This window comes from Flavobacterium sp. CG_9.10 (assembly GCF_015752245.1).
Taxonomy (GTDB): domain Bacteria; phylum Bacteroidota; class Bacteroidia; order Flavobacteriales; family Flavobacteriaceae; genus Flavobacterium.
This window is the reverse complement of sequence record NZ_JADOVD010000017.1, coordinates 65601-78499: the sequence shown is the minus strand read 5'-3', so window position 1 is coordinate 78499 and position 12899 is coordinate 65601. Positions and strand designations below refer to the sequence as shown.

Genomic DNA, 12899 nt, shown 5'->3' with positions numbered 1-12899 from the left:
CTTCGTTTGTTCCTTGCAAGACAAAGATATTGACTAATTGCGTATGTTTGTAAAACTTAAAATGTTAAAGTCCGATTATTAGGGGGCTAAACCATTAGAACAGCTATTAAATCTTAAAATAAATTTTATGAAACCGGAACACAATCAAAATGTAGAAAAGCTTATCGAGATGATTAAAGATGTGCGTACCTGTATGCTCATTACAAATGAAAAAAATGCCGAAAATTTATCAGGCAGGCCAATGAGTATAGCTAAAATTGATGATGATGGCACTATGTGGTTTTTTACCAAGGAATCATCCTATAAAGTTGACGAAATAGAAGAGAGTAAAAAAGTATCTCTCGCCATTACCAATGAAAGCAGCAATAACTATTTAATGATTCATGGAACTGCAAGTTTAGTAAACGACAAAGCCAAAATGGCAGCGTTGTGGAGTTCCATTATGAAAGCATGGTTTCCACTTGGTTTAGATGATCCTGACATGTTACTTATTAAAGTTACGCCTAGCGAAGTTAATTACTGGGACAGCAGTTCAAGCAAAATGGTGGTTCTTTTCAATATGCTAAAAGCTATTGTTACCGGAAAAGAATATGATGAAGGTGAACACGGAAAAATTAGTTTATAAAATCTATTCGTGATTAAAATATAAAATGAAAAATTTTAAAATAGAGTAGCGATTATCAAAGACGGTGCGATGGTACTGGCTAGATAATCGCTAAATTATTTTTATTAGAAGGTGCAAAAGTAATGTAGATTGACTGTATTGAAGACTCACTAAAAAACAGCCGTATTAGAATTAAAAAATTTGCACGTAAAATATCGCTGTGCCGATATTTCAAACGTAATTGCTGCGTAACACTATGTAAATAAAACAGTAAAAGTGCTTGGAAAAATCGATGTGTTTTTCAACAATGCAGGTATTGAAGGAGATGTAAAACCACTTGTAGATTATCCAGAAGAAATATTTGATAAAGTGATTTCTGTAAATGTAAAGGGTACATGGTTGGGTAATAAATATGCATTACCCCACATTAAAGACGGTGGTAGCATTATCATGACTTCATCGGTAGCCGGTATATTAGGTTTTGCTGGTTTAAGTGCTTATGTAACCAGCAAACATGCCGTAGTAGGTATAATGAGAACAACAGCTATTGAAGCTGCTGCAAGAAAAATCAGGGTAAATTCTGTTCATCCTGCCCCTGTAAATAATAGAATGATGCGATCAATTGAAGAAAGTGCATCCGCTGGACATGCCGAAGAAGTGAAAAAAGAATTTGAGGACACAATACCTTTAGGACGGTATGCAGAACCAATTGAAATTGCCAAATTAGTTTTATTTCTTGCAAGTGATGATAGCCAATACATAACGGGTACAACCCAAGTAATTGATGGAGGAATGGCTGCCCAATAATTTAATTACACTTTAATGGAATCAACTAAACCACAAAAAAAAGTAAGGATAGTTCTTGGCTTGTTTTAGTTTTTTCTGTTATAAGACAATTTACTTTTATGCAATCAGCTTTTTTATCTCAAGTACCCAATTGGGTGCCAATGAATGCGGATGCGGTTGTTATTTTGTTAGGAGTTATTGAAATGTTTTTGGATACTGGCGTGCTTTTTTTATTAAAATAGAGGAATACCAAATTGTTGAATATTCGCTATGTTTTTTACAAGAAGATCGCAGAAAGTAAAATTAAAGATATGGTCAGTTATAACCAATGAGATATTGTTTCGTTCCTAAAAAATTTTAAGGGTTGCAGGAAAGAAACTTTAGTTAATTTCAATTCTCTTAAATTGATTATGTGATTCAATTCTGTAGTGAAAATGTGAATTATTTAACTTTTTCATTAAATTATTTTAACACATATAGTAAAAAAAAAGATATAACTTTATAATTAGAGAAAACGTATTCTCTAAATAAATTAAATGTAAAATGGAAAACGAGATGAAAATGAGCAAAGACATTGTAGCAATTGCCTCAACAGATGCAAAAACACTTGCTGCAGCAGTAACAGCTGCAGGATTAGTGCCAACTTTACAGGGTGAAGGACCATTCACGGTTTTTGCACCTACGGACGCTGCTTTCGCTGGTATACAATCAGAAGTGGATAAATTATTGAAACCTGAGAGCAAAGATCAACTCTCTAAAATTTTGACTTACCATGTCGTAAGTGGAAAAATGAAGGCCGCTGATTTGAAAGACGGACAAGAATTGACTACAGTAGAAGGTAGTAAATTAAAAGTGATGGTGAAGGATGGACATGTAATGGTAGGTAATGCAAAAGTTACTACTGCCGATATTAATGCTACAAACGGAGTAATTCATGTTATTGATAAAGTGCTATTACCAAAAGATTAAATAAATCCAACCAATAATTAAAATAGAACCTTGCTTATGTGAGGTTTTATTTTTTACAGTATCATGATGGAAAATTCAAATGACTATACATTAAAAAACACAAATAAGGTAGCTAAACTAATTTTCAGTTTAGTTCTTCCGCTTGCAAGCGGCGGTATATCCGCCTATTTGGTAAGAAATGAAATGAACGGAGGATGGTTTACTACTTTAGCAAAGCCATCATTCAATCCTCCCGGTTATTTGTTTGGACCAGTTTGGACATCGTTGTATATTCTTATGGGTGTTTCTATGTTTTTAATTTGGAACACACCCAAAACTGAACTACGGCAAAAAGCATTGACCGTTTTTGGTATTCAATTGTTTTTTAATTTTTGGTGGAGTATTTTATTCTTTTCATTCCACACAATTTTAATTTCAGTAGTTGACATTTTGTTAATGTGGTTTTTAATCATCTATATGATTACACTTTTCAAAAAGATAAAACCAGCGGCCGCTTATCTACAAATCCCTTATTTGTTTTGGGTAACATTTGCGACAGTCCTAAATATCTCTATTTGGTATTTAAATAGATAAAAAATTTGTTAAATTAAAAACACAAATAGCAAAATGACTAACACAAGCAAGAAGAAAGTAATAGTTGTGGGCGGTGGGTTTGCAGGTATTCAATTCATAAAAGCATTAAATGAAAAACTGTTTGATGTTTTACTGATTGACAAAATAAATCACCATCAGTTTCAACCCTTGTTTTATCAGGTTGCAACATCGCAATTGGAACCATCCAGTATTTCATTTCCGCTTCGCAATATTTTTAAAAAGAAACCCAATGTTCAAATTCGTTTGGCAACGGTTTTGAGTATTGATAAAACTCAAAATAAAATCGCTACCAGTATCGGAGATTTTGATTACGATTATTTAGTAATCGCCATTGGTTGCACAACTAATTTTTTCGGTAATGAAATCATAAAAGAAAATTCACTCACCTTAAAGTCGACTTATGATGCCATCACTATCCGCAATCATATTCTTCAAACTTTTGAAACTATAATTTCAGCCAATGAAGACGAAAAAGAAAGCTTATTTAACTTTGTAATTGTAGGCGCAGGGCCTACAGGTGTCGAAATGGCAGGAGCATTTGCCGAAATTAAAGAAGATGTTTTACCAAAAGATTACCAAGGTATTGACTTTTCAAGATTAAATATTTATCTGATTGAAGGAACTAAAAACACATTGAATAGCATGAGCCCAATGGCACAAATTGCTTCAAAAAATTATTTGCAAAAGATGGGAGTAACAATTTACACCGAAACATTTGTAAAAAATTATGATGAAAATGTTTTAACGCTTAGCACAGGCGAATCGATAAAAACAAAAACTGTTATTTGGGCCGCAGGTGTTACAGGAAATCATATTGAAGGTTTCACTCCTGAAATAATTACACCAACTAATAGACTAAAAGTAAACCGCATCAATAAAGTTTTTGAAAGCGAAAATATTTTTGCACTCGGTGATATCGCTTATATGGAAACACCTCTTTATCCAAAAGCACATCCACAACTTGCCAATGTTGCCATCAATCAGGCAAAATTATTGGCAAAGAATTTAAAATATTTAGAGCAAAACAAGCCTACAAGAAATTTTGAATACAAAGACCTTGGTTCAATGGCAACTATTGGTAGAAATAAAGCCGTTGTAGATTTACCGTTTTTTCATTTCAGCGGCTATTTTGCTTGGCTCACGTGGATATTTGTTCACTTAATGTTGATACTCAGTGTAAAAAACAAACTCATTATTTTTATCAATTGGGCTTGGGCGTATATCAGTAAAGACACTTCATTAGCACTCATTCTTTCGCAACATAATAAAACTAAAGTAGGTAATTGAAAAAGTAATTAGAAATATAATTATTGATAATTTAATCAATTACCAAAAACATTTTAAACAAATAATTATGAAGACAGCATTAGAGTTGAATGAAATGATTTTAGGTATAACTAACAACATTAGAGAAAACCATCCTGAATTGCTGAAATATCTAAATGAAATGCCAGTAACTGTTCCCTGTGAAGAAAATCCCGAAATAACAGTAAAGATCTTAAAAACTTATTACGATTCTGTAGCGATTTTACTTGAAGAATATCAAGTCAATAGTACTAAAAATACACTAACTAATAAATTTCAAAATTTACCAATAACTAAAATTAAAACAATGAAATTAGATAATTCATTTCAAAATTTATTGACAGAAGTCAACAATATCAAGATTTCATATAATGATGTTGGAGAAGGAAATATTCCCATTATATTTCTTCACGGTTTTCCATTTGATAAGTCAATGTGGAAGGGTCAATTGGATAGTTTAAAATCTTCAAATCGTGTGATAGCTATTGATATTCGTGGGTTTGGCAAATCAACAGATGAAAAAACCACATTAAGTATTGATTTATTCTGTGATGATTTAATAGCGTTTATGAATAAATTAAATATTGAGAAAGCAATTCTTTGCGGGCTCTCAATGGGTGGATACATTTGTTTGAATGCCCTAAAAAGATTTCCTGAACGTTTTGCGGCAATGATTTTATGCGACACACAATGTATTGCTGATACAGCTGAAGTAAAAGAAAATCGGTACAAAACAATTGAACAAATTAACCTTAATGGAGCAGCTGAGTTTAATGAAAAATTTATAAAAAGTGTTTTTCATCCTGATTCATTGGCGGATAAAGTAGAAACAGTAGAAAATTTGAGAAATATTGTATTTGCAAATTCTAAAAAAATAATTACTAATGGTTTATCAGCTTTGGCACAGCGATCTGAAACTTGTTCTATTTTACATACTATTCACATTCCAACACTTATTATATGCGGTAGAGAAGATAAAGTTACCCCACTTGTACAATCTGAATTTATGCATAAAAATATTGAAGAATCAATTTTTAAAATTATTGATAATGCGGGTCATGTTTCTAATCTTGAACACGCAGAGGAGTTCAATAAACGGCTATTAGATTTCCTGAATTCTATAGATTCTAACGCTAATTAGTAACTTAACTAGAAGATAATTAATTTAATTATAAACAACTTATAAACTGGTTTATAATAATCACTTTTGGCATTTCAGCAATTGTGTTGATTTTTTTTTTGATTACAAGAAATCAAAAAGGCGAAAAAGAGTACGAAGAATTTTTAAATAATGATTATCTAAAAAAAAACTGAAGAAGAATTTGAAAAAGATTAAATATTTATAGGAATTAACTACATGAAAAAGGTTATGCTTAAAAGCATTTTAGCTATTATTATCTTGATGCATGGCCTAATACATTTTATTGGGTTTGCAAAAGCATTTAACTACGGTCGCATAACGCAAATCAGTAATGAAATTTCAAAACCAATTGGAATGTTTTGGCTGTTAACTGCGTTATTGTTAATTGCCACAGCTATTTTATTCTTGTTAAAGAAACACTGTTTTTCAATCCCATTAATTTCCGCAGCCATTCTGCATGTTCTTTCTTCCATTGATAAAATACAAAAAAAAATTAGATTCACATACAAACCAAATAAAATTCATCAATGCGCTCTTTTTCTATGGTAAGAGCTTTTTCCTAATTCACTTCTGATACGGTAGGAGAAGATTGAGCTTAGTGTTGCGAATTTACCGAAATCACTTGTGTTTTCGTACCTATTTTTAAAACCCAAGTTCTAGCAATTACTTCACTTATGCAAAAAAGTACTCCCGCAAACGAAAAAGATGTCACTATACGACCGTCACTTACACCAATAGTGTAGGGATTTCTTCCTTTTGAGCATTATTTAAATGTCTTCTAGATTCACCAATAGCATCTAAATCCTTGTTTAAAATTTCAGTTGTCATTTTATTTTAAGTCTCAATTTTAGCACAAATAATAACATTTTTTAGTATCTTTGCTGTTACAAATTATAACAAATATGCTATGTCGTTATTTTCAGACAATATTAGAGCCATGCGGGTGAAGCATAAAATTTCACAGGAGAAAGTAGCCGAAAGTCTGATGATCACTAGGGGACGTTATGTCAAGTACGAAGATGGAACTTCGGAGGCACCCTATGAAATCCTGAAGAAAATCGCTCAGTATTACCAAATCAGTATTGACTTATTGTTGTCAGTGGATACTCGTAAAATTGAGGTTGGTGATTTATTAAAACTTGAAAATAACCGCCTAATTCTACCCATACAAGTAGATCAAATTGGTGAAAACCGCATTGAAATTGTAACCCAAAAAGTAAAAGCTGGGTACCTGAATGGGTATGCTGATCCCGAGTACATTGAACAGTTACAACAAATATCTTTACCATTTTTAGGAGCGGGTAAATACCGTGGTTTTCCTGTTGAAGGCGATTCTATGCCACCGCATCAAGATGGAGATATTATTGTGGGTCGTTATGTAGAAGGTTTGGGCGAAGTTTTAGACGGCAAAACCTATATTTTCATCACTAGAAGCGAAGGAATGGTGTATAAGCGACTTAACAAAAACAATAAAAATGCCTTGGTACTAGCATCAGATAATTATTTCTATCCGCCGTACGAAGTTAAAGCGTCCCATATTCTTGAAATTTGGGAATACCAATGTAGCATTGCCCGAAGTGACAAAAAAACAGAAGCTTTGGAAAGCGATACTATAAAAAACATGTTTGTTGAATTGAAAAGAGACATCAACGAGGTAAAAAATAGTATTGGTCTCACCAATTAATACAAATACGCAGCACTGTTGAAACCAATAAAGTATGAAAATTAGCTTAGATAGAATCTTCATTTTTAATAACACGGAATCTTTTACATATTATATAAGTGATGAAAAAGCAGGAATACGCTATAGTAGATATTGAGACCACTGGTGGTAATGCCAGTCATAGTCGCATTACTGAAATAGCAATTATAATACATGATGGAATAAAAGTAATAGATCGATGGGAAACACTTGTTAATCCTGAAAAAGACATACCGCCTGCCATTTTTGCATTGACGGGAATTACCAATGAAATGGTTAGTAATGCTCCTGTTTTTGATACTATTTCGGATAAAGTTTTTGAACTACTCTCTGACCGAATATTTGTGGCTCATAACGTTAATTTTGATTACTCCTTTGTTCGTCACGAATTAGAAAGAGCAGGCCTTAAATGGACAGCCAAAAAATTATGTACCGTCAGAGCTTCAAGAAAAATTAGACCTGGATTGCTATCTTATAGTTTAGGAAGGCTTTGTAACTCTTTAGATATAGATTTAGAAAACCGCCACCGCGCTGGAGGCGATGCCGATGCTACGGCCATCTTGTTTACTCGATTATTGGAATGGGACACTGAAAAGGTAATGGATGTTATGATCAAGAAAACATCACAAGATCAGCGATTACCACCAAATCTACCTCGGGAGGACTTTGAAAAATTACCAGACAAACCCGGTGTTTATTATTTTTATGATGAACATAATAAAGTAGTTTATATAGGTAAAGCGGTCAACTTAAAAAAACGAGTAGCTTCACACTTTGGAGGTCATAAAATTACGCCACAAAGACAACATTTCTTGCGTGATATATTCGCTATTACTTTTGAAGTTTGCGGTACCGAATTAATGGCATTATTGCTAGAATGTTCTGAGATAAAACAATTGTGGCCAATTCACAATAAAGCATTAAAACGCTTTGAGCCGAAATATGGATTGTTCGAATATGAAGCTAGAAATGCATACCGTTACTTGGCAATTGGTAAACTAGCCAAAAATCAAAATTGTATTGAAACTTTTGATAAAATATATAGTGGAATAAATTTGCTCAGTGAACTAGCGCAGCAGTTTGAGATTGATCAAAGGTTTTGCAAATATGGAAGTATGTCAGATGATGTATTTCTGTTTCAAAATAATAGCTCACCTTTACCTGAAGTTGATTCCCATAACGATCAAATTCAAGCAGCAATAGATTTTCACTTAAACAGTAGACCCAGTTTTGCTATCATTGACAAAGGAAGAACTAATGACGAACGCAGTTGTATTTGGGTTGAAAATGGACACTTTTATGGCATGGGATATATTGATTCTGATATAGCAATTAATGACCTTTCACAAATAAAAGAACATATTACACCTTATAAAACTAACCAGTACATCATGCAATTAATTTTTTCTTTTGTACAAAAGTACCCAGGAAAAGTTCATCTTCATGAAAAGTAATTTAACTTTAAAAATTTTGGGTAAGTATAAACTTTTCAAATAATAACAACCTATATCCCTATTATAAAAAATAGTAAATTTACTATACTAAAAACGTAAAGCCATGTGTTTTCATACCATTCAAAACAAACTAGCTGTACAAATCGAAAAACGTTTCAACGCCAAAATTAAGGACATAAATGAATTTGCGCCTCATGAGCATTTCAATGGTTTTACTTTTCCTAAAACTCCTATTATCACAGACGAACACCCGGAAGTAATTGAACATTATAATTGGGGCTTAATTCCACATTGGGCAAAAGACGATCAAATTAAAGCAATGACACTCAATGCCAGAATTGAAACGGTAGAAGAAAAGCCATCGTTTCGGGATGCTGTAAGCCATCGGTGCTTGGTGATCGCCAATGGTTTTTACGAATGGCAATGGCTGGATTCAAAAGGAAAAAATAAAGTTAAATACAAAATAGGTATCGGTAATGAAGAACTCTTCGCTTTCGCAGGATTATATTCTCATTGGACAGACACGCATACTGGCGAAATCAAAAATACATACACTATTCTTACTACAGAAGCCAATGAATTAATGGCAGAAATACACAACCATAAAAAACGTATGCCTGTCGTATTACATCCCGAAGATGAACTTAGATGGTTAGAAGGCGCGCCTATTAAAGAATTTTCTTTTCCCTACAGTGTAAATTTAATAGCTAGGAAATGAGAAAATAATAAATAGTAACTTTTCTTTTTTTTAAATTAAAATTGTAATATAATTACGGAAAACCCATTTGAAATAATTTTAGAAAGACAAAATAGAATTGAAAAGGCTCATGAAAAATTGAATTCTGCTACTCCAAGCAATGAAAAAGAATGAATGAATGGTAAGCAAGTTGCAAATATATTAGTTTAGCCGTTCCATCAATTTATGGTTTAATGCACAACAAATCGATGCCGAATTTTAAAATTGGAAAACGCTTGCATTTTACTAAAACAGAATTGTTAGCTGTATAATTATATTTAGGGTGACAACTAAAGAGGATATAAATCGTAGAACGGATGAGTATCTTTTTAAGAATAGAATTATAAAATAGGGTATCAAAAATAAAATTATTGATTGAAATAATCCCCTAATTATACCCATTAAAAACAAAACCCTTATAAACAGTGGGTTTATAAGGGTTATTGTGGAGTCGCCGAGAATCGAACTCGGGTCCAAACAAGCAACTAAAAGGCTTTCTACGCGTTTATTTTCTGATTAGATTTTCGATAGTATGCTGGGCCAGAAACAGCCACACACTACTTATCTTCTTAATTTCGAAATCCACCCGAAGCTCATGGAAATCTAGGTTTATTTTTACGGTTCTCCTTAACTGACCGCCACAAACCAAGGCTTTCAAGGAGAATCCTGCTTTCCTATCTGATAGGAACGAGGCTAATCTTACTATAATTCAGATTATGCAGCTAGAGCGTAGTTATTTTCGCCGTGTAAAATTGTAAGATCTTATATTTACGAGCAAGGTCTCAATGCTCGACGTGCTTACTTATCAATTCGACTTGCTGTCAAAACCAGTCGACCCCTTTTTACTTTGAAACTCAAAAATGAATTTCGGTCAGCAAATATACAATTTAAAACTTGAATTATATCTACTAAACTAGCAACTCTGTATCAAAAATCATTCCTCTTTTTCTCCTTTTGTCAAAGGAAATGGATAGTCTCCAAATATCCTAGCCAGTTTTCTAACCTGATATGTTCTGGTTGTGAACTTATTAGACAATGCAATTATCGTTACACCTTCATTTTTTAAAGTTATATAGGACGATGTATTTCCGTGCCACCAACCGTTGTGGAAATAAAAATTTTGTCCTGTTTTCCAATTTATCATTCGTATACCAAGGCCGTAATTTTTTTCGCCTACGCGTTCATTGCTAAATCCAGTATATATCTGTGCAAGCAATTTTGGACTCAAAAAACCAGGAGCATTTCTACCTCTGTCAAATTTCAATAAATCCCTAACAGTAGAATAGATGTTCTTATCACCGTAAATTTCATCTAAAAAATCTTTACCAATTTCAACTCCATTACCTTTATAGGACGGAGCAATACTGTCTTTATCTCTTTCATAATCAAAAACATACGTGTTTTTCATTCCCAGTGGTTTGAAAATCATTTCTTGCATTGCTTTTTTGTAGGGGAGTTTCGTTGTCTTTTCAATTATCAAAGCCAACATAGCGTAATTAGTGTTACAATATCCAAAGCGTGTGTCAGTTTTATATTCTAAAGTAATACCTTTAGTAGCCATGATAGTTAATATATCTTGATTACTAAGTCGATTATGTCTGTCCCAAATTTCTTTCTTATCAGTGAAATAAGCATAGTTGCGCATTCCGCTTCTGTGGTCCAATAGCATTTTAACCGTTACTAGTGGATAAGGAAATTCTTTTAATATCGTGTTTACTTTTTGGTCTAGACCAATTCTTTTTGCATTTATTAATTTTAATACTGCCGTTGCGGTCAGTACTTTACTTACTGACGCTAAGTGTAATGGTGTAGAGCTGGTAATTAATCTCTTTTTTCTAAAATTGGCATAACCTTCATATTTTTCATAAATGATTTGACCATTTTTAGCCACAAGAAAACTACCGTTTAAACTATTGTGTGGCCAGGTTTTGTTGTAAAAATACTCTATCGATCCTTTTTTAGAATTGATATATTCAGCCGTTAGTTTGGGTTGCTCGTTTGTTAAAGGAACCATTTTAGGCAATGTGCTTTTTGGGAGTTGAGCATCGCTTAATTCTACTTTCTTTTTATCTTTTGTACAAGAACTCAAAACTAATGTAAGGACGAGTAATTGTATTATATTTGCTTTTTTTATAAAATTCATTTCCATAGTGCTAGAAACGCAAATATATAGAATCAATCTCTGTTGATTTATTTTTTTTCCAAAATCTTAACACTATTTTATTAAAGTCTTGCAATGGCAGATTTCTATCTTTGTGGACATCAGCTTTTAAAGAAATTAGCCATTTTATTTTATTAAAAAAAGAAATTAAATTTACCTTAATTTGTTATATTTGTAACAAATTAAAACTATTAAGTTATATTAAATCAAAATAAAAGTATTTAAAAATGAAATTCGGAATTATTAAAGAAAGAAAAAACCCACCAGACAGAAGAGTTGTTTTTTCACCAGATGAATTGGCAAAAATAAAGCAGCTTTACCAAGACGCTTCTATAAAAGTGGAAAGTTCTGATATTCGAATTTTTACAGATGAGCAATACAAAGAATTGGGGATTGAAATAACAAATGATCTTAGTGATTGTGATGTTTTATTTGGTGTAAAAGAAGTCCCAACAGAAGATTTAATTCCTAATAAATCTTATTTCTTTTTTTCGCATACTATAAAAAAACAGCCTTATAATAGAAAGTTACTGCAAGCCATTCTTGATAAAAACATTGATTTATACGATCATGAAACGATAGTAGATGCTAACAACCGCAGGTTAATCGGTTTTGGAAGATATGCAGGAATTGTTGGTGCTTATAATAGCATTAGAGCCTTTGGAATAAAATTCGGATTGTTTAAAATTCCAAAAGCGGAAACACTCTCGGGTAAAGAAGCATTAATTACTCATTTAAAGCGTTTGGTTTTGCCTCCATTAAAATTTGTGATTACCGGTACTGGAAAAGTAGGTAATGGAGCCAAAGAAGTTTTGGATGCCATTAAAGTAAAAGAAGTTTCAGTGGAAAATTACTTGACAAAGAATTATTCTCAACCTGTTTACACTCAAATTGACGTGTTGGATTACAACAAACGTAAAGATGGGCAAGTATTAGATTTTACTGATTTTTATCAAAATCCAACGGAATATGTTTCTGATTTTGAAAAATTCACAAAGGTAACAGAGATTTTTATTGCAGGACATTTTTATGGTAATGAAGCGCCAGTTATTCTAACTCAGGAAATGCTTCAAGCCAAAGATTGTAAAATAAAAGTCGTAGGTGATATTTCCTGTGATGTCAATGGTCCAATTGCGTGTACGCTTAGATCATCAACTATTGCAGAACCTTTGTATGGATATTTACCTAATGAAAATAAAGAAGTAGATGTATTTCATCCTGCGGCAATTGTCATAATGGCTGTTGATAATTTACCATGTGAATTGCCAAAAGATGCCAGCGAAGGTTTTGGAGAAATGTTTATGGAACATGTTATTCCAGCCTTTTTTAATGGAGATAAAGACGGAATTCTCCAAAGAGCCAAAATCACCGAAAAAGGAAAACTGACGCCAAGATTCAGTTATTTACAAGATTATGTAGATGGAAAATAGATTTGAGTTATGAGTTA

12 protein-coding genes, 1 other RNA gene and 1 pseudogene are annotated in these 12899 nt (G+C 32.6%); 12 read left to right on the top strand and 2 right to left on the bottom strand.

What is annotated here, in order from left to right; all coding sequences use genetic code 11:
• Nucleotides 1–127: 127 nt before the first annotated feature.
• From IWX84_RS13715 to IWX84_RS13670, 11 genes and pseudogenes are all read left to right on the top strand, one after another.
• Nucleotides 128–625, top strand: coding sequence for a pyridoxamine 5'-phosphate oxidase family protein (locus IWX84_RS13715; RefSeq protein ID WP_196851323.1), 498 nt, complete (start codon nucleotides 128–130; stop codon nucleotides 623–625).
• 246 nt (nucleotides 626–871) lie between these two features.
• Nucleotides 872–1411 (top strand): annotated as a pseudogene (locus tag IWX84_RS13710) (SDR family NAD(P)-dependent oxidoreductase); the annotation flags it as partial.
• 98 nt (nucleotides 1412–1509) lie between these two features.
• Nucleotides 1510–1632: a hypothetical protein gene (locus tag IWX84_RS15475; protein ID WP_255549342.1), complete on the top strand. Its 123-nt coding sequence runs from the start codon at nucleotides 1510–1512 to the stop codon at nucleotides 1630–1632.
• Nucleotides 1633–1933: 301 nt separating this feature from the next.
• Nucleotides 1934–2359, top strand: a complete 426-nt coding sequence (locus tag IWX84_RS13705) for a fasciclin domain-containing protein (RefSeq protein ID WP_196851322.1) — start codon at nucleotides 1934–1936, stop codon at nucleotides 2357–2359.
• A 66-nt stretch (nucleotides 2360–2425) separates the two neighbouring features.
• Complete coding sequence (locus IWX84_RS13700) at nucleotides 2426–2932, top strand: TspO/MBR family protein (protein WP_231385497.1); 507 nt, start codon at nucleotides 2426–2428, stop codon at nucleotides 2930–2932.
• Nucleotides 2933–2965: 33 nt separating this feature from the next.
• A complete protein-coding gene (locus IWX84_RS13695; RefSeq protein WP_196851320.1) occupies nucleotides 2966–4240 on the top strand; it encodes an NAD(P)/FAD-dependent oxidoreductase in 1275 nt (424 codons plus the stop codon).
• 67 nt (nucleotides 4241–4307) lie between these two features.
• Nucleotides 4308–5399, top strand: a complete 1092-nt coding sequence (locus IWX84_RS13690) for an alpha/beta fold hydrolase (RefSeq protein ID WP_196851319.1) — start codon at nucleotides 4308–4310, stop codon at nucleotides 5397–5399.
• 216 nt (nucleotides 5400–5615) lie between these two features.
• Nucleotides 5616–5948, top strand: coding sequence for a hypothetical protein (locus IWX84_RS13685; protein WP_196851318.1), 333 nt, complete (start codon nucleotides 5616–5618; stop codon nucleotides 5946–5948).
• Between the two features lie 358 nt (nucleotides 5949–6306).
• A complete protein-coding gene (locus tag IWX84_RS13680) occupies nucleotides 6307–7083 on the top strand; it encodes an XRE family transcriptional regulator (RefSeq protein WP_196851317.1) in 777 nt (258 codons plus the stop codon).
• 101 nt (nucleotides 7084–7184) lie between these two features.
• Nucleotides 7185–8555, top strand: a complete 1371-nt coding sequence (locus tag IWX84_RS13675; RefSeq protein WP_196851316.1) for an exonuclease domain-containing protein — start codon at nucleotides 7185–7187, stop codon at nucleotides 8553–8555.
• A 103-nt stretch (nucleotides 8556–8658) separates the two neighbouring features.
• Nucleotides 8659–9273 (top strand): SOS response-associated peptidase, encoded by a 615-nt coding sequence (locus IWX84_RS13670; RefSeq protein ID WP_196851315.1) that lies wholly within the window; start codon nucleotides 8659–8661, stop codon nucleotides 9271–9273.
• Between the two features lie 461 nt (nucleotides 9274–9734).
• On the opposite strand, the gene ssrA is transcribed toward IWX84_RS13670, so the two are convergent.
• Nucleotides 9735–10130, bottom strand: a transfer-messenger RNA (tmRNA) gene (ssrA, locus tag IWX84_RS13665).
• Nucleotides 10131–10225: 95 nt separating this feature from the next.
• A complete protein-coding gene (locus tag IWX84_RS13660; protein ID WP_196851324.1) occupies nucleotides 10226–11440 on the bottom strand; it encodes a serine hydrolase domain-containing protein in 1215 nt (404 codons plus the stop codon).
• Between the two features lie 239 nt (nucleotides 11441–11679).
• Between IWX84_RS13660 and IWX84_RS13655 the strand changes: the two genes are divergently transcribed.
• The gene (locus tag IWX84_RS13655; protein WP_196851314.1) at nucleotides 11680–12882 is read left to right on the top strand and encodes an NAD(P)-dependent oxidoreductase; all 1203 of its coding nucleotides are present in this window, start codon (nucleotides 11680–11682) and stop codon (nucleotides 12880–12882) included.
• Nucleotides 12883–12899 lie beyond the last annotated feature (17 nt).